Raw genomic sequence first — 17,468 nt, 5'->3', positions numbered from 1 at the left:
CATCTCTTCTTTTCCGAAACCGATCCGCGGCGACCCGTGTGCGTCCGCAGAGAGTGAACCGACCATGAGCCAGCTCCTCGACTCCGTCGACGCAGCATCGCTGCGTACCGACGTCCCGGACTTCCGTCCGGGCGACACCGTCAAGGTCCACGTCAACATCATCGAAGGCACGCGCTCGCGTATCCAGGTCTTCCAGGGCGTCGTCATCGGCCGTCAGGGCCACGGCCTCGGCGAGACCTTCAAGGTCCGCAAGGTCAGCTTCCAGGTCGGCGTCGAGCGCTGGTTCCCGGTGCACTCGCCGATCATCGACCACATCGAGGTCGTCACCCGCGGTGACGTCCGTCGCGCCAAGCTGTACTACCTCCGCGAACTCCGCGGCAAGGCAGCGCGCCGCAAGATCAAGGAGAAGCGCGACAACTGATCGCCTTCACAGCGAGGTCCGCGAGCCGGACTCCGCTGGTCGCCCCTCGTCAATGTACGGTTGTGCATCGACGGGGGGCTTTCCCGTTCCCCGTTTTTTCCGTGACATGAGGGTGGAATGACCGACACGACCGAGAACGAAGGGCGTCGGCCGCGGGCCACCAAGCAGCGGAACGGTGTGCTGACGTTCCTCCGGGACCTCCTCATCATCTTCGTCGCGGCACTCCTCGTCTCCTTCCTCGTGAAGACGTTCCTGATCCGCTCGTTCTACATCCCGTCCGCGTCGATGGAGAACACGCTGCAGATCAACGACCGGGTCATCGTGAACGAACTCGTGCCAGGCGCCGTGGCACTCAAGCGCGGTGACGTCGTCGTCTTCAAGGACCCGGGCGGATGGCTCACCGGCGCCGAGGTGCCGAACGTCACGCCGCAGACGCAGCCGGCGAAGGCGATCGACTGGCTCCTGACCCAGGTCGGACTCGGCACCGGGGACAGTGACGACCACCTCATCAAGCGCGTCATCGGACTGCCGGGCGACAAGGTCGCCTGCTGCAACGACCTCGGCCAGATGACGGTCAACGGCGTGCCGCTCAAGGAGCCCTACCTGAAGCTGCCCCTCGGCGAGACCCGCGCGTCCGGGACGGACTTCTCGGTCACCGTGCCGAAGGGCACCATCTGGGTGATGGGCGACAACCGCTACGACTCCAAGGACTCCCGGTACAACGGGGACACCCCCTCCAAGGGCTTCGTGCCGCTGTCCGACGTGACCGGGCGTGCGTTCGTCATCTCCTGGCCGACCAGCCGGTGGACCTGGCTGCAGGACTACCCCGACGTCTTCGCGGGCGTGGAGGCGAAGGACAAGTGACGCCCGTCCGGCCGTCGCTCCGGGTCGAGAAGGCGCACTTCTCGGCCGGACGCGTGACGGTCATCGGTGTGGACGAGGTGGGCCGTGGCGCGATCGCCGGACCCGTCGCCGTCGGTGCCGCGGCGGTCACCGTGGACGTGCGACGCGTCCCGCAGGGGCTCGCGGACTCGAAGCTCCTCTCGGCCGCGCGACGGACGGAACTCGTCCCGGTGGTGACGCGGTGGGCCAGGACCGCCGTGGGCATGGCCTCGGCGTCCTTCGTCGACGAGCAGGGGATCGTGCCGGCGCTCGGGCTGGCGGGTGCGCGGGCGCTGGAGTCCCTGGCCGCCTCCGGCGTGTCCTTCGCGGACGCCGTGGTCGTCCTCGACGGGTCGTTCGACTGGCTCTCGCGCGCGCTGCCGCCCGCACTGACCGCCGACGCGCCGCTCGACGTGGTCGTCCGGGTGAAGGCGGACCGGGACTGCGCGTCGGTCGCGGCGGCCTCCGTCGTCGCCAAGGTCGAGCGCGACGCCCTGATGACGGCGGCACACGACGAGGCTCCGCACTACGCCTGGGCGTCCAACAAGGGCTACGGCTCGACGGCGCACTACGACGCGATCCGCGAGGTGGGACCCCACGCACTGCATCGGCGGACGTGGTTGCACGCGGCGTCGAGCGTGGCCCTGGATGGGTTCGAGGCGCTGGAGTCGGTCGGTTAGGCAGTTCTGGTCGTTCTGGTCGTTCCGGTCGTTCTGGCCGGGTGGGTCTGCTCGCCTGGGCGGTCCGGGCTGTTCGCTGAGCGCTTCCGGTCGGGTGTCCGTGGTGTGCCGGTGCGCCGTAGACTGTGGGCGCAATGGATGACGACGAATTCGACGACTACGACCGCGAGGTCGAGCTCGCCCTCTACCGTGAGTACCGCGACGTCGTGTCGCAGTTCCGATACGTGGTCGAGACCGAGCGCCGTTTCTACCTGGCGAACGAGGTGGAACTCGCCCGGCGGGACACCGAGCACGACTTCTACTTCGAACTGACGATGAACGACGTCTGGGTCTGGGACGTCTACCGCTCCGACCGGTTCGTGAAGTCCGTGCGTGTGTTGACGTTCAAGGACGTCAATGTCGAGGAACTCACGGCCCGCGAACTCGAACTGCCGAAGGAACTCGCTCTCGACGAGTGATCGTCATTTCGACACAAGTGCTGGGAAACGCGGCGGGAATTGCGCGTGCAATCTGTCGAGGCGATACGCTGGTGCGGATTTCTTCCCCCGCACAAGGAGTACGCAATGGCACAGAAGGTCACCGTTCAACTCGTCGACGATCTCGACGACTCGCCGATCACGCCCGGTGACGGTCGCACGGTCGAATTCGCATTCGACGGTTCGTCGTACGAGATCGACCTGTCGAACGACAACGTGGACAAGTTCCGCGAGGCGATCTCGGACTACGTCGCCGCGGCGCGGAAGGTCAGCGGACGTCGTACCGGCGGAACGGGTGCTCCGAAGGCCGCGCCGAAGCGTGGGAACTCCGAAGAACTCGCGAAGGTCCGCGAATGGGCCAAGGAGAACGGCTACGAGGTCTCCTCGCGCGGCCGGATCTCCACCCAGGTGCAGGAAGCGTACGCAGCGGCGCACTAGTAGTCACACACCATGAAGCCCGGTCGACCATTGGTCGACCGGGCTTCGTCGTTCCTCCACAGCCGCTCGTCGAATTCGTTTTCTCCACAAACGTCGGGGTGCGGCACCGTTGGACCGCGCGGGTCACCAGCCTGGAGGTATGGGAACACGGACTCTGCGAACACGGGCGTCGGACACACGGGCTCTGGGGCTCCACGGTGAGGCAATCGCCGCGGAATGGCTCGAGCACCACGGACACGTCGTCATCGACCGCAATTGGCGGTGCGCCCGCGGCGAGATCGACATCGTCACGAGGCGATCGGACGACCTGGTCTTCGTCGAGGTCAAGACGCGGTCCGGCGCATCGGCGGGGCATCCACTGGAAGCGATCACGCCGGACAAGATCGCACGACTCCGTCGACTCGTGCCGGCGTGGTTCGCCGCGCATCCGGACGAACACGCCGACCACATCCGCATCGACGCCATCGCGGTCCACGTGCTGGGTGAGCGGTCGGTCGTCGAGCACGTCGAGGCGATCGCGTGACCGACATCGGGCGGGCCTCGGCCGTGGCGTTGCTCGGGACCGCCGGGCGGCTCGTCGAGGTCGAAGCGCACCTGTCGAGCCAGTTGCCGGGGTTCAGCATCATCGGGCTCCCGGACACCTCACTCGGTGAGGCCCGCGAGCGGGTTCGGTCGGCAGCAGCCAACGCGGGGTGCCCGCTGCCTGCCCGTCGCATCACCGTCAACCTGACCCCCGCGGCCATCCCGAAGCGCGGCTCCGGGTTCGACCTCGCGATCGCGATGGCCGTGCTCGCGGCGGCGGGCACGGCGCCGGAGGTGTCCCACCGGATCGTCTACGTCGGCGAACTCGGGCTCGACGGTCGGGTCCGACCGGTTCCCGGGGTCATCCCGATGACGGTGGCCGCCCGCGATGCCGGCGCCGACCGCGTGGTCGTCCCGGTGGGCAACCTCGCGGAGGCGCAGGTGGTCCCGGGCGTGGTCGTCACCGGAGTCGACTCGCTCCGCGGTGCCGCCATCGACGCCGGAGCCCTGCTGCCGCCGGTCGACGTCGACCCGGTCCTGGCCGACACAGCCGTGCCGCTGCCGACGCCGACGGCGGAACTCGCCGACGTCGTCGGGAACGCGATCGGTGTCCGCGCGGTGCTCGCCGCTGCTGCCGGGGGCCACCACGTGCTGCTCCTCGGTCCACCGGGTGCCGGCAAGACCATGCTGGCGGAACGCCTGCCGGCACTGTTGCCGGACCTGGACGCCGAAGCGGCGCTCGAAGTGGCGTCCGTGCGGTCGGTCGCCGGCCTGGGAGCACGGTCGTGGACGGTCCGGCCGCCGTGGGAAGCCCCACATCACTCGGCCTCGGCCATCGCGCTCATCGGCGGGGGCTCCGGGACGATCCGACCCGGGGCCGTTTCACGGGCCACCAGGGGCGTGCTCTTCCTCGACGAGGCCCCCGAGTTCCCCCGAGCCGTGCTCGACGCGCTCCGCCAACCGCTCGAGTCCGGTCGCATCACGGTGCACCGGGCAGCGGGAGCGGCAGAGTTCCCCGCGCGGTGCCAGGTCGTGCTCGCCGCGAACCCCTGTCCCTGCGGCAACGCGGGCGCGAGGTCGGGGGAGGAGAACGCCCCGGTCTGCGCCTGTTCGGCGACGACCCGCCGACGCTACCTCGGCCGGATGTCCGGTCCGCTGCTCGACCGCATTGACATCCGCGTGCGGGTCGACCGGGTGACCACGGCAGCCCTCCGCGCTGCCGACGGATCCGCACCCAGCACCCGCGAGGCCCGCGCCGTCGTCGATGCGGCTCGAGCCAGGATGCACGACCGGCTGGCCGGCACCGGCTGGACGCGGAACGCCGAGGTCCCGGGGACGTGGCTCCGCGGGCCCGGACGCGCCGCACCGGGTTCGACCGCGGAGCTGGACCGGGCGCTCGACCTCGGGACCCTCACCATGCGCGGCTGGGACCGCGCACTCCGGCTGGCGTGGACGATGTCGGACCTCGACGGCGTGGAGCGACCGGGGACGGAACAGGTCCGCGCCGCCATCGGGCTGCGGGGCGCACTGTGAACGGGCAGCACCGGGCCACCAACGTCGACGTCACTGCGGTCCGTCGCGCCGGGGTGGACACCGACCCCGAGGCGGCCGCGGCCCTGGTCACCTGGAGCACCCTCGCCGAACCCGGCGATGCGGTGGCCGGCGCGCTCATCGCGGCGCTGGGAGCGGTGCGCGCGCTCGGTGCCGTGCGTTCCGAGGCTCGCGGTCGTGTCGGTGCCGTCGCCCGAGCATGCCTCGACGTCGGTGGTGTCGCAGATGTGGAACTCGCCGCGTTCGAAGGATCCGTCCGGGGCGCGCTCGGACGGTGGAGCCCACGGCTCGACGGGGCCGAGTCGGCGGCCACCGGAGCTGTCGCACGGGCGGCCGCAGTCGGCGCGGTGTTGGTCCTGCCCGGCGACCCGGAGTGGCCGGACGGGATGGCCGACCTCGGCCACCACGCGCCGGTCGTGCTCTGGAGCCGAGGCCGTGGGACAGCGGACGTCCTCGCGCACCCGACGCTCGGCGTCGTCGGTTCCCGGGCGAACACCGTCGCCGGTGCGGAGGCCGCGGCGGAGGTGACGTCCGCTGCCGCCGACGCCGGGTGCACGATCGTCAGCGGGGGAGCGTACGGCATCGACGCCGTGGCGCACCGTGTCGCGATCAGCGCCGGCGTACCGACCGTCGCGGTCCTCGCGGGTGGGATCGATCAGCTGTACCCGACCGGGCACGTGGAACTGCTCGGGAACGTCGCTCGGCAGGGCATGCTCCTCGCCGAGTCACCGCCCGGGACCAGACCGACCCGCTGGCGGTTCCTGGCGCGGAACCGGTTGATCGCCGCGCTCGCCGACGCCGTGGTGGTGGTCGAGGCTGCCGCCCGTTCCGGGGCACTCAACACCGCGCACCACGCGGGGCAACTCGGTCGCCCGGTGTTCGCCGTCCCCGGAGCGTTCTCGTCGCCGGCATCGGTCGGGTGTCACCGGCTGGTGGCCGACGGCGTGGCGCAGCTCGTCGTCGGACCGTCCGACCCTGCTCGAGCAGCCAGGGGCGTCCACGGTGACGGCGGCATCGAGCCGACGCCCGCGCTCGCCGCGCCGGCCGAGGACCCGGAGGTACTCCGCGTCGTCGATGCCCTCGGCCGTCGACCGATCGGCGTGACCGAGATCGCCCGACGGTCCGGGCTGTCGACCGTTGCGACGGCGGACGCGCTCGCACTCGCGGAGCTCCAGGGGCTCGTCCGCGCGGAGTCGGACGGGTGGTTGCGGGTGGGAGGAACGGGAAGCGCGGGCCGTGGCGCGCGGACCGGCAGACGGGAGAGGACGTGAGTGGAGTGGGACGACCCGCCACCCGGGCACGCCGAACGTCCCACGAGACCCTTCGGCCGAGCACGCTTACGCTGTGCTCCATGGACGACCACGGCGCGACACTCGGCGCGGCCGTCACGGCCTTCCTCGACGATGCCGCACACGTCCGAGGGTTGAGCGCGCAGACCGTCCGGGCGTACCGCGGCGACCTCGAGGACCTGCTGCGCTTCGCCGAGGACCGAACCGTCGCTCGCGCGCAGGACGTCTCGCTCGAGCTGCTCCGTGACTGGCTCTGGGACGCCAACGAGCGTGGACTCGCTCGGTCGAGCATCGCGAGGCGGTCCTCGTCCGTCCGGGCCTTCAGCCGGTGGGCGACCGAGACCGGGATCCTGCAGGTCGACCCCGGGGTCCGGCTGCGTGCTCCGAAGGGCGCCGCGCACCTTCCGCGGGTCGTCTCCCAGGACCAGGTCCGCGTGCTCCTCGACGGGCTGAGTGCCCGCGCGGTCGGCGACGACGCATCCGCGCTGCGCGACCTCGCCCTCGTCGAGCTCCTCTACGCGGCCGCGATCCGCGTGAGCGAACTCGTCGGGATCGACGTGCCGGACGTCGATCGCGGGCGCTTGACCGTGCGGGTGCTCGGCAAGGGCGGCAAGGAGCGCGTCGTCCCGTTCGGCACGCCGGCGCGTGACGCACTGGAGGCGTGGCTCGAGCGAGGCCGCCCGGTGCTCGCCGCACGTGGTGCGATCGCCGGAACGGGGCAGTCGGCTGCGACGGGTCAGGCGCTCTTCCTCGGCGATCGGGGTGGGCGGCTCGGGGTCCGGAGCGCCTACCGGGTCGTGGCGCGGCTGCTGCAGGATCTGCCCGGCGAGGGTCCGAGTGGGCCCCATACGTTCCGGCACACGGCAGCGACGCACCTGCTCGACGGCGGCGCGGACCTCCGGGCAGTGCAGGAGTTGCTCGGTCATGCGAGTCTCGGGACGACGCAGATCTACACGCACGTGTCCTCGGCTCGCCTCCGCGAGGTCTACCGGACAGCACACCCGCGAGCCTGAACCGCGACCGGCCGGAACCGCGTCGACCGAAACAGCGTCGGGCCGGAACCAGGACGGGCCGCAGCCACGACGGGCCGCAGCCGCGACGGACCCGAACGGGAGGCCGAGCGGTGTCGCGCACGCCGGACGGCGACCCCCGGCGGCGAGGGTCGGGACGGGCAACAGCACCGCGCAGGTCGGGACGGTCACCCGGGCCACGCCGACTCCGGGAGCAGCACCGGCCAAGCGGCGGGCGGCAGGAACGGCGTCGGATCGACGTAGCGGCCGTCGACCCGCGCGCCGAGGTGCAGGCAGGGCGCACTCGCGGGACAGTGCCCGGCCACGACCCGGCCGACGACCGCGCCCTGCCGGACCTCGTCCCCGGCCTCCACCGCAGGGTCGAGGGAGTCGAGCGTGCTCACCACCCCGTCGCCGTGGTCGATCGTCACGAGGGGACGCCCGCCGACCTGGCCGGCGAACGCCACGACGCCGTCGTCCACAGCGACGGCAGCCGTCCCGAGCGGCGCCGGCACGTCGAGCCCACGATGCCCCGCGGAGTAGTCGTCGTCCGGTGCCTGCCACGGACGTTCGACCACGCGCACGCCGGTGGGCCAGACCCACGGCTCGGACCCGCGCGCCGCGGCGGACGGAAGTGGGGGAGTGCGCGCCGGAGGCTGGTCCGGCGCCGGCGCCGGCGCCGGCGCGGCTGCAGGTGCGGGTGAGAGCGCGAGCAGGACACCGGAACCGGAGCGACCGAGCAGCCCGGCGCCGACGGGCAGCTCGTTGCCGACGGGTGGTCCGGCGCCGACGGACAGCACTGCGCCGATGGACAGCAGTGCGCCGATGGACAGAGCGGCGATGAGGGACGAGGCGGCGGTACGGATCACCTTCATCAGCCTCGTGCAGTGGAGCAGCGCCGTGTCGGACGGAGGCCGATCTGTGGACGGTGTGCCGAGCCTCCCGGCAGTGGAGGGAGCGGCGCGTGCGCAACGGACGACAACGTCGATGTCGTACGACAGCGACACTGTCGTCACCCGGCGTGCGCAACAGTTGCGCGCGCAACGAGCGACGACGTCGATGTCGTACGACAGCGACACTGTCGTTCCGAGTCGACGACCAGCCCGCCCCCGCCCGCCCCGGCCAGCCCCGCCCCCAGCCCCCGCCCCGCCCCGCTCCCTCGCACCCGGTTATGACCACTCGCCGCCGAAGGAGTATCGTCGGGGCCGCTCCGGAACACGCAACGCCGCTCGGACGGCGAACCAGCCGACCGCCGGGGCACCGTGCCCACGAGAGCACGGCGGCAGAACCCAGGAGCATCGTGGCAAACACGACCACCGGGCACGGCGAGGACCGTGCGTTCAAGGGGAAGGTCACCGCGTTCGCCATCGCAGCAGCGGTGGGCGGTTTCCTCTTCGGTTTCGACTCGTCGGTCATCAACGGCGCCGTCGACGCGATCAAGGGCGAGTTCGGCCTGTCCGAAGCCGCCAGCGGGTTCGCCGTGGCCTCCGCCCTGATCGGCTGCGCCTTCGGCGCCTTCTTCGCCGGCCGTCTCGCCGACCGCTTCGGCCGCACCCGGATCATGTTCTGGGCGGCGGTGCTGTTCCTGGTTTCGTCGATCGGCTCGGGCTTCGCGTTCGCCACGTGGGACTTCGTGATCTGGCGTCTGGTCGGCGGTCTCGGCATCGGTACCGCATCGGTCATCGCCCCGGCCTACATCTCCGAGGTCTCCCCGAAGGCGATCCGCGGGCGCCTGGCGTCGTTCCAGCAGCTCGCCATCACCCTCGGCATCTTCGCCGCCCTGCTCTCCGACCAGTTCTTCGCGGTGACCGCGGGCAGCGCGTCGGCCGAGGTGTTCGGGCTCCCGGCGTGGCGCTGGATGTTCCTCGTCGGCGTGGTTCCCTCGATCGTCTACGGCATCCTGGCGATCACGCTGCCGGAGTCCCCGCGCTACCTGCTCGCGAAGGGCCGGAGTGACGACGCCCGCGACGTGATGACGAAGATCGTCCCGCGCGACACCGTGAACACGAGCCTGGAGGAGATCCAGGACGGCATCGACAAGGAAGCCACGGAGAAGAAGGGCTCGATCCGCGGCAACCGCTTCGGTCTCCAGCCCATCGTCTGGGTCGGCATCATCCTCGCGGTGCTGCAGCAGTTCGTCGGCATCAACGTGATCTTCTACTACTCGACGACCCTCTGGCAGGCCGTCGGGTTCAAGGAGAGCGACTCGTTCCTCATCTCGACCATCACCTCGGTCGTCAACGTCGCCGTGACCTTCATCGCGATCTTCACGGTGGACAAGCTCGGCCGGAAGCCGCTGCTGACCGCCGGTTCCGCGGGGATGTTCGTGTCGCTGCTCATGGTGGCGATCGCGTTCTCGCAGGCGACGATCGTGGACGGCTCGCCGCAGCTGCCCGGTGCGTGGGGCATCATCGCGCTGATCTTCGCGAACCTCTTCGTCGTCTCGTTCGGCGCCACGTGGGGGCCGCTCATGTGGGTCCTGCTCGGCGAGATGTTCCCGAACCGCATCCGCGCCACGGCGCTCGGCATCGGTTCGGCCGCCAACTGGGTCGCGAACTTCCTCGTCACGATCACGTTCCCGGTGCTGTCCGGCTTCAACCTCACGGTCACCTACGGCATCTACGCGCTGTTCGCGCTGATCTCGCTCTTCTTCGTCATCGCGAAGATCCCCGAGACCAAGGGCCGCTCGCTCGAGGAGATGGGCATCACCGCCGAGGGCGACACGGTCGACGCCAAGGCGTAGACCCGGCAACAGACAGGAGGCACGGTGCGGGTCGGACCCGCACCGTGCCTCCCGTATGTCCTGCTACTATTTCTGCAGCAGCGCGCTGTGCGCGCTGACTTCGCGTGTCCACGTGGCGCACCCGATCACCGGTCCCGTTCTCGAACGGGCGGTCGCGTGCCAGGGCACCAGGGACCACGACCTCCGGTCGTGGTCGACACAACCGCACCAGGTGCACGGTGATGCCGTGCGCCGAGAACACATGAAGGAGGACGGCACATGGCCGTCGTCACCATCCGCCAGCTGCTGGACAGCGGCGTCCACTTCGGACACCAGACCCGTCGGTGGAACCCGAAGGTGAAGCGCTTCATCCTCGCCGAGCGCTCGGGCATCCACATCATCGACCTGCAGCAGTCGCTGGCCTACATCGACCGCGCGTACGACTTCGTCAAGGAGACGGTCTCGCACGGTGGCACGATCCTCTTCGTGGGCACCAAGAAGCAGGCGCAGGGCTCCATCGCCGAGCAGGCGACCCGCGTCGGCCAGCCGTACGTCAACCAGCGTTGGCTCGGCGGTCTGCTCACGAACTTCCAGACGGTCTCCAAGCGCCTCGCGCGCATGAAGGAGCTCGAGGAGATCGACTTCGACGACACGACGAAGGGCTTCACCAAGAAGGAGCTCCTCATCAAGAAGCGCGAGCTGGACAAGCTCCACAAGACCCTCGGCGGCATCCGCAACCTCACGCGGACCCCGAGCGCGCTCTGGATCGTCGACACGAAGAAGGAGCACCTCGCGGTCGACGAGGCGCAGAAGCTCGGGATCCCGGTCATCGGCATCCTCGACACCAACTGCGACCCCGACGAGATCACCTACCCGATCCCGGGCAACGACGACGCGATCCGCTCCGTCGGCCTGCTGACCCGCATCATCGCGGACGCCGCGGCCGAGGGCCTCAAGACCCGTCACAACGGTGGCGACGACGACGAGGCCTCCGAGCCCCTCGCCGAGTGGGAGCAGGAGCTCCTCGGCGGCGAGACCGCCGCTCCGGCCGCCGCCGCGACCGAGGCACCCGTCGAGGAGAACGACGCGGACGCCCAGGTCGCCGCGAAGGAGATCGGCGAGCCGATCCCCGACGAGGCGAAGAACGCCGAGCCGACCGCCGAGGCCGAGGCCGCCGCGGAGACCACCCCCGCCGAGTGAGTGTCCGAGGGCGCCGGGCCGTTCGGCTCGGCGCCCTCGACGCCGCTCTCTCTCCACACACGTACAGTCCCAGAAAGGACGCCAGTCAATGGCAAACTTCACCGCTCAGGACGTGAAGAAGCTCCGCGAGGACCTCGGGGCCGGCATGATGGACGCGAAGAACGCGCTCGTCGAGGCCGACGGCGACTACGACAAGGCCGTCGAGCTGCTCCGCATCAAGGGTGCGAAGGCCGTCGCCAAGCGCGACGACCGCGCCACGAGCGAGGGTGTCGTCGTCGCGACCGCCGAGAACGGTGCCGCCACCGTGATCGAGCTCGCGTCCGAGACCGACTTCGTCGCGAAGAACGAGAAGTTCACGACCCTCGCCGACAAGGTGCTCGGCGCTGCCGCCGCCGCGGGTGTGACCGACGTCGCCTCCGCGAACGCCGCGCCGCTCGAGGGCAAGACCGTGCTCGAGGTCGTCAACGAGAGCGCTGCCGCGCTCGGCGAGAAGCTCGAGGTCCGCACGGTCCGCCGTGTCGAGGGCACGAACTTCGAGATCTACCTGCACAAGACGAGCCAGGACCTGCCCCCGCAGATCGCCGTGGTCGTCGCCTACGACGGTGACAACGCCGCCGAGGCCCGCTCCATCGCGCAGCACGTCGCGTTCGCCAACCCGTCGTACCTCACGCGCGACGAGGTCCCGGCCGAGGCGATCGAGAAGGAGCGCGCGACGGTCGAGGCGATCACCCGCGAGGAGGGCAAGCCCGAGGCCGCCCTCCCGAAGATCGTCGAGGGTCGCGTCAACGCCTTCATCAAGGGCATCGCGCTGCTCGACCAGGACTACGCGAAGGACAACAAGATCTCCGTCGCGAAGGCCGCCGAGAACGCCGGCATCACGATCCAGGGCTTCGCCCGCGTCAAGGTCGGCGCGTAACGAACCCGTGACGGGGTCAGGAACCAATCGGTTCCTGACCCCGTTTTCGCGCCCGCCGCGTCAGCGCGGCCCGGGCGCTGTTAGATTCCCACGAGACTCCTCGACGAAGGGTGCGAGCACATGACCGATGAGAAGACCGGACGACGCCGGGTCCTGCTGAAGCTCTCGGGGGAGGCCTTCGGCGCCGGCTCCCTGGGCGTCAACCCCGACGTGATCAGCAGCATCGCGAAGGAGATCGCGGTCGCCGCGCAGGACGTCGAGATCGCGATCGTGGTCGGCGGTGGGAACTTCTTCCGCGGGGCGGAGCTGTCGCAGCGCGGCATGGACCGCGGGCGTGCGGACTACATGGGGATGCTCGGCACCGTGATGAACGCGCTGGCGCTGCAGGACTTCCTCGAGCAGGCCGGCGCCGCCACGCGCGTGCAGTCGGCGATCAGCATGACCCAGGTCGCGGAGCCGTACATCCCGCGCCGCGCCGAGCGCCACCTGGAGAAGGGTCGGGTCGTGATCTTCGGCGCCGGCGCCGGGCTGCCCTACTTCTCGACCGACACCGTTGCGGCCCAGCGCGCGCTCGAGATCGGCGCGCAGGAGGTCCTCGTCGCCAAGAACGGCGTGGACGGCGTGTACTCGGCCGACCCGAAGAAGGACCCGACCGCCGAGAAGCTGCACCACGTCACGTACCAGGACGCCCTGATGCAGGGACTCAAGGTCGTCGACGCCACCGCCTTCTCGCTCTGCATGGACAACGGCATGCCGATGCACGTCTTCGGGATGGAGCCCGGCGGCAACGTGCAGGCCGCCATCCGGGGTGAGCGCATCGGCACCGTGGTCAGCAACTGACCCGCAGCGCTGACTAGACTCGACGACGTACCGAAGGAGAACCACCGTGATCAGTGATGTCATGACCGAGGCCACCGAGAAGATGGCGAAGGCGGTCGACGTCGCCAAGGACGACTTCGCGACCGTCCGGACCGGCCGCATCAACGCCGCACTCTTCCAGAAGATCCCGGTGGACTACTACGGCTCGCCGACGCCGCTCGCGCAGCTGGCGTCCCTCCAGACGCCGGAGGCCCGGACGCTCATCGTGACGCCGTACGACAAGTCGGCGCTCAAGGAGATCGAGCGCGCGATCGCCACGTTCCCGAACCTCGGGGCGAGCCCGACCAACGACGGCGAGATCGTGCGCGTGACGATCCCCGAGCTGACCCAGGACCGCCGCAAGGAGTTCGTGAAGCTCGTCCGCGGCAAGGGCGAGGACCACAAGGTCGTCATCCGCAACATCCGCCGCAAGGCCAAGGACGACCTCGACGCGCTGAAGGGTGAGATCTCCGACGACGAGATCGCCCGCGGTGACAAGGACCTCGAGGTCCTCACGAAGAAGCACGTCGACCAGATCGACGACGCGCTGAAGAAGAAGGAAGCCGAACTCCTCGAGGTCTGATGCCCCGTCGTGACGAGGGCGCAGACCGCCCGACAGCAGATGACACCCGACCGTCGGCGAAGGGTCTCCGGCAGGACTTCGATGCCAGGGCCCGCGCCGCTCGGTCGGACTTCGAGGCGCAGATCCGCCAACGTCGCGCGTCCTTCGACGCGCGCAACGAGGCGCTGACCGCACGGACCGGCCGCAACCTGCCGGCGGCGATCGCGATCGCGCTCGCCTTCGCGGTCGTGATGCTCGGTTCGCTGCTCATCTGGTCGCCGGCCTTCATGGTCGTCGCGGCGTTCCTGATCGGCTTCGGCGTGTGGGAGCTCGCGAGCGCCATGCGCTTCGCCGGGCGGGACGTCCCACGCATCCCGAGCGTCGCCACCGGCATCGCCATGGTGCCGGCGGCGTTCCTCGGTGGCCAGGTCGAGGCGCTGTTCACGATCCTCGGCGGCATCGTCCTGATCTCCGTCTGGCGCCTCGTCGAGGTCGCGGTCAGCCACGATCGGCCGTCCGCCGGTGACGTGGTCCGCGACCTCACGAGCGGGCTGTTCGTCCAGGCCTACGTGACCCTGCTCGGCGCCTGCGTCGTGCTGCTGTCGGCACAGCCCGGCGGGCCGCTGTGGGTCGTCGGGTTCATCCTCGTGGTGGTCGCGGTCGACACCGGCGCGTACGCGACCGGCCTCAACCTCGGCAAGCACCCGATGGCGCCGCGGATCAGCCCGAAGAAGACGTGGGAGGGCTTCGCGGGCTCGGTGGCGGCGAGCATCATCGTCGGCATCGTCGTGTCGTGGCTCATGCTCGGGCTGCCCTGGTGGGCTGGCATCGTCCTCGGTGTCCTGATCTCCGGTTCGGCAACGCTCGGCGACCTCACCGAGTCGATGATCAAGCGGGACCTCGGCATCAAGGACATCTCGTCGTTCCTCCCCGGACACGGCGGCCTGCTCGACCGGATCGACAGCATCCTGCCCTCGGCAGCGGTCGCGTACGTGCTGTACCTCCTCGTCAACCACTGAGCGACGCGTTCAGCGCGTCCAGCTTCCCCCAGGGAACCGGGCTGGCAGAATGTCGCCGTGCCCACGACCTTCCCGATCGCCCCCCGCTCCGTCCTCGGCTACGACGTCGACGAGGTGGACCGGTTCCTCGAGGACGCCCGTCGCGCCTACACGGCCAACGACAGCGCCCCCGGGATCGAGGCGGCGAAGATCCGCGCCACAGCCTTCTCGATGAAGAAGGGCGGCTACTCCACGCAGCACGTGGACGCCGCGCTCGAGCGGCTCGAGGACGCCTTCGCCTCGCGCGAGCGTGAGCGGGAGATCGCCGAGGTCGGCCAGAAGACCTGGTACGCCGAGGCGCGGACGAAGGCCTCCGACGTCGTGGCACGGTTGGAGCGTCCCGACGGGCAGCGGTTCCACCGGGTCAGCTTCCTGTCCACCGGGTACCACCCGAAGGACGTCGACGCGTTCGCGAAGCGGCTCGCCGGGTACTTCCGCGAGGGCAAGCCGCTCAGCCTGACCGAGGTGCGCTCGATCGTGTTCCGCCCGAAGCACGGCGGCTACCGCGAGGTCCAGGTGGACGCGCTCCTCGACGCGGTCGTCGAGGTCATGCTCGCCGTCCGCTGACCGGACCCGGAGCGGGCCGCCGACCGGACCCGAGATCGTCCGCTGACCGGACCCGGAACCCTCTGGATCGAAGCCGACGAAACGCCGCCTGCTCCCGATGCTTCGCTTTCCGTGATCGCTCCGTTATCCTGGACGGACTCATGGGCAGGCACACGGCAGACATTCGATCCGACCGCGCATCCCGGCAGCAGCTCGACCACCAGGTCCCCAGCGAACGCCGCGCGGCACTGAACCGGATCCGCACCGCGGAGACCCCGGTTCCCCTGGTGGACGCCACGCTCGGCGCAGTCGCGTCGGAGCGGGCGCAGTCGACCCCGACCGCGGCGCACGGTGCCACGACCGAGTCGCGCTCCGCGGCGACGTCGGCCCCGAAGTCCGTCGCGGACAACCGCGTCAGCGACACCACGCAGGCGATCGCCGAGGCCGTGCCCGCCACGCCGGCGGACGCCCGTATCGTGCAGCAGCGTCGGACGGGGGCTCAGCGTCGCGCCGTCGCGACCCGTGCAGCCTCCGGTGCCGCGCTGACCGGTCCGCGGTCGACGCCGAAGGACACGACCCTGAACGGCTTCATGCGCCGCCGGTCGACGATCCCCGCGCTGTCGTTCTTCGCGGTCGCCTTCCTCGCGGGCGGTTCGCTCTTCAACCCACTGCAGGCCGACGTCGCCCAGGCTGCGGTCACCACGCCGGTGCTGACGAAGGCCCCGGCAGCGCAGGTGTACACCGCGCACGGCACGTACGGATCGTTCGACGTCGCCCGCGACGGGTACGACATCACCAAGCCGGCACCCGTCGTCGTCGCGCCGGTGGAGACCCCGGCAGCGACCACCGACGACGCGACGACCACCACGAAGAAGGCCGTCACCCCGTCGAACAGCCTCGCGGCCGTCGCCGCCGCCCCGAACCCGGGTAGCGCCCAGGCGATCGCGCTCGAGCTCGTCACCGCCCGCGGGTGGGGGACCGACCAGTACAACTGCCTCGTGTCCCTCTGGAACAAGGAGTCGGGCTGGCGCGTCAACGCGTACAACCCGAGCGGCGCGTACGGCATCCCGCAGGCACTGCCCGGCAGCAAGATGGCGAGCGTCGGTGCCGACTGGCAGACCAACCCGGCGACCCAGATCACGTGGGGCCTCAACTACATCTCCGGCGTCTACGGCACCCCCTGCGGTGCGTGGGGTCACAGCCAGTCCTTCAACTGGTACTGATCGGCGGACCCCGAGGTGCCGCGCAGCAACCGGCCGCGGCGCGCCCGCGGGCAGACCCGTCCGGACGAGCTCGACGAGCCCGGCGGTCTCGATCGTCTGATGAGCGGGTGGCGTCGGACCGAGGTCCGGCGTGGTCGTGCGTTCGCCGTGCAACCGATCTCCGCCGCGTCGGCGCAGAAGGAGTACCTCTGCCCGGGCTGCGGACTGACGATCGAACCCGGCGTCGCGCACGTCGTCGTCTGGCGCGCTGACGGCGTGCTCGGGGACGCGGCGGACCTGGCGTCGCGCCGGCACTGGCACAACCACTGCTGGAGGACCGCGTGAGCACCACCCCCGACACCGAGATCCGGTCCGGCACCGAGCTGCCGGCCGACCGGACCGACATCGAGCTCGTCACCGACGACCACCTCACGCTGGTCGGTGAACTCGCCGAGCCGCACGGACGTCCCGCCCGCGGCACGATCGTGACGCTCCACCCGCTCCCGACGGCGCACGGCTTCATGGACTCGCACGTGCTCAAGAAGGCGGCAGCCCGGCTCCCGGAGCTGGCCGACATCGCCGTGCTCCGGTTCAACTTCCGGTCCGTCACCTCGCCGCGGGGGACGTCCGAGGGCACGTTCGGCGACGGCGTCTCCGAGGGCTTCGACCTGCGGGCAGCCGTCGCCGAGGTCACGGCGCGCGCTCTCCCGACCCCCTGGCTCGTCGGCTGGTCCTTCGGTACCGAGGTGATCCTGAAGCACGCACGCGAACACGTGGACGCCAGCACGGTCGCCGGCGTGGTGCTGCTGTCGCCGCCACTGCACCGCACGACGGACGAGGAGCTCGCCCGGTGGGCCGACGTGTCCGTCCCCGTGGTCGCGCTGGTGCCCGAACACGACGACTTCCTCCGCCCCGAGGAGGCCGCCGTGCGCTTCGCCGTCGCGCCGAACGTCCGGGTGGTGCCCGTTCCGGGTGCGAAGCACCTGTGGGTTGGCGAACGGTACGTCCGGATCGTGCTCGACACCGTCGCCGACCTCGTGGTCCCCGGCAGCGCGCCGCTGCCGACGCACTGGACCGCCTGAGGGCCGTGGGCCGCCGCGGCGACCACCGACGACCGTGACCGGACTGGAGGCTC

At 70.5% G+C, this 17,468-nt stretch carries 20 protein-coding genes; 19 read left to right on the top strand and 1 reads right to left on the bottom strand.

The features are described 5' to 3' along the window. The first annotated feature begins 64 nt into the window (after window positions 1–64). The 9 genes from rplS (at window position 65) to FS641_RS15730 (ending at window position 7,272) form a co-directional block, all read left to right on the top strand. Complete coding sequence (rplS, locus tag FS641_RS15770; protein ID WP_144765525.1) at window positions 65–421, top strand: 50S ribosomal protein L19; 357 nt, start codon at window positions 65–67, stop codon at window positions 419–421. A 117-nt stretch (window positions 422–538) separates the two neighbouring features. Continuing rightward, window positions 539–1,285, top strand: a complete 747-nt coding sequence (gene lepB / locus FS641_RS15765; RefSeq protein WP_144765523.1) for a signal peptidase I — start codon at window positions 539–541, stop codon at window positions 1,283–1,285. Next, on the top strand, window positions 1,282–1,983 hold the full coding sequence (locus FS641_RS15760) for a ribonuclease HII (RefSeq protein ID WP_144765521.1): 702 nt from the start codon (window positions 1,282–1,284) through the stop codon (window positions 1,981–1,983). Before lepB ends, FS641_RS15760 begins: the two co-directional genes overlap by 4 nt. A 134-nt stretch (window positions 1,984–2,117) precedes the next feature. After that, complete coding sequence (locus FS641_RS15755) at window positions 2,118–2,441, top strand: DUF2469 family protein (RefSeq protein ID WP_144765519.1); 324 nt, start codon at window positions 2,118–2,120, stop codon at window positions 2,439–2,441. Between the two features lie 105 nt (window positions 2,442–2,546). After that, window positions 2,547–2,897 carry an Lsr2 family protein gene (locus FS641_RS15750; protein ID WP_144765517.1) on the top strand — a complete coding sequence of 117 codons (351 nt, stop codon included), beginning with the start codon at window positions 2,547–2,549 and terminating at the stop codon, window positions 2,895–2,897. A gap of 139 nt (window positions 2,898–3,036) precedes the next feature. Continuing rightward, entirely contained in the window at window positions 3,037–3,420 is a 384-nt protein-coding gene (locus tag FS641_RS15745; protein WP_144765515.1) for a YraN family protein, read from the top strand. Then, window positions 3,417–4,952 (top strand): YifB family Mg chelatase-like AAA ATPase, encoded by a 1,536-nt coding sequence (locus tag FS641_RS15740; RefSeq protein ID WP_144765513.1) that lies wholly within the window; start codon window positions 3,417–3,419, stop codon window positions 4,950–4,952. The genes FS641_RS15745 and FS641_RS15740 overlap by 4 nt, the downstream gene beginning before the upstream one ends. Further along, the gene (dprA, locus tag FS641_RS15735) at window positions 4,949–6,241 is read left to right on the top strand and encodes a DNA-processing protein DprA (RefSeq protein ID WP_144765511.1); all 1,293 of its coding nucleotides are present in this window, start codon (window positions 4,949–4,951) and stop codon (window positions 6,239–6,241) included. The genes FS641_RS15740 and dprA overlap by 4 nt, the downstream gene beginning before the upstream one ends. Before the next feature lie 80 nt (window positions 6,242–6,321). After that, a complete protein-coding gene (locus FS641_RS15730) occupies window positions 6,322–7,272 on the top strand; it encodes a tyrosine recombinase XerC (RefSeq protein ID WP_144765510.1) in 951 nt (316 codons plus the stop codon). 185 nt (window positions 7,273–7,457) lie between these two features. On the opposite strand, the gene FS641_RS15725 is transcribed toward FS641_RS15730, so the two are convergent. Next, entirely contained in the window at window positions 7,458–8,144 is a 687-nt protein-coding gene (locus tag FS641_RS15725) for a M23 family metallopeptidase (RefSeq protein ID WP_144765508.1), read from the bottom strand. A gap of 425 nt (window positions 8,145–8,569) precedes the next feature. Here FS641_RS15725 and FS641_RS15720 point away from each other — a divergent pair, with 425 nt between their 5' ends. From FS641_RS15720 to FS641_RS15675, 10 genes are all read left to right on the top strand, one after another. Next, complete coding sequence (locus tag FS641_RS15720) at window positions 8,570–10,012, top strand: sugar porter family MFS transporter (RefSeq protein ID WP_260855872.1); 1,443 nt, start codon at window positions 8,570–8,572, stop codon at window positions 10,010–10,012. Between the two features lie 258 nt (window positions 10,013–10,270). Next, on the top strand, window positions 10,271–11,191 hold the full coding sequence (gene rpsB, locus FS641_RS15715; protein ID WP_144765506.1) for a 30S ribosomal protein S2: 921 nt from the start codon (window positions 10,271–10,273) through the stop codon (window positions 11,189–11,191). Window positions 11,192–11,279: 88 nt separating this feature from the next. Further along, on the top strand, window positions 11,280–12,107 hold the full coding sequence (gene tsf, locus FS641_RS15710; RefSeq protein ID WP_144765504.1) for a translation elongation factor Ts: 828 nt from the start codon (window positions 11,280–11,282) through the stop codon (window positions 12,105–12,107). A gap of 120 nt (window positions 12,108–12,227) precedes the next feature. Further along, the gene (pyrH, locus tag FS641_RS15705; protein WP_144765501.1) at window positions 12,228–12,947 is read left to right on the top strand and encodes a UMP kinase; all 720 of its coding nucleotides are present in this window, start codon (window positions 12,228–12,230) and stop codon (window positions 12,945–12,947) included. A gap of 46 nt (window positions 12,948–12,993) precedes the next feature. Further along, window positions 12,994–13,548, top strand: a complete 555-nt coding sequence (gene frr, locus FS641_RS15700) for a ribosome recycling factor (RefSeq protein WP_144765499.1) — start codon at window positions 12,994–12,996, stop codon at window positions 13,546–13,548. After that, window positions 13,548–14,546, top strand: a complete 999-nt coding sequence (locus FS641_RS15695) for a phosphatidate cytidylyltransferase (protein WP_144765497.1) — start codon at window positions 13,548–13,550, stop codon at window positions 14,544–14,546. The genes frr and FS641_RS15695 overlap by 1 nt, the downstream gene beginning before the upstream one ends. A 57-nt stretch (window positions 14,547–14,603) precedes the next feature. Further along, on the top strand, window positions 14,604–15,152 hold the full coding sequence (locus FS641_RS15690; protein ID WP_144765496.1) for a DivIVA domain-containing protein: 549 nt from the start codon (window positions 14,604–14,606) through the stop codon (window positions 15,150–15,152). Between the two features lie 140 nt (window positions 15,153–15,292). Then, window positions 15,293–16,354 (top strand): hypothetical protein, encoded by a 1,062-nt coding sequence (locus FS641_RS15685; RefSeq protein ID WP_260855871.1) that lies wholly within the window; start codon window positions 15,293–15,295, stop codon window positions 16,352–16,354. 15 nt (window positions 16,355–16,369) lie between these two features. Further along, window positions 16,370–16,678: a hypothetical protein gene (locus FS641_RS15680; RefSeq protein ID WP_186317798.1), complete on the top strand. Its 309-nt coding sequence runs from the start codon at window positions 16,370–16,372 to the stop codon at window positions 16,676–16,678. Continuing rightward, complete coding sequence (locus tag FS641_RS15675) at window positions 16,675–17,415, top strand: alpha/beta hydrolase (protein ID WP_144765494.1); 741 nt, start codon at window positions 16,675–16,677, stop codon at window positions 17,413–17,415. Before FS641_RS15680 ends, FS641_RS15675 begins: the two co-directional genes overlap by 4 nt. Window positions 17,416–17,468 lie beyond the last annotated feature (53 nt).

The sequence above is a fragment of the Curtobacterium sp. 9128 genome, assembly GCF_007673775.1.
GTDB lineage: Bacteria > Actinomycetota > Actinomycetes > Actinomycetales > Microbacteriaceae > Curtobacterium.
Note: the sequence above shows the minus strand (reverse complement) of the source record. Positions and strands in the feature narration are given on the sequence as shown.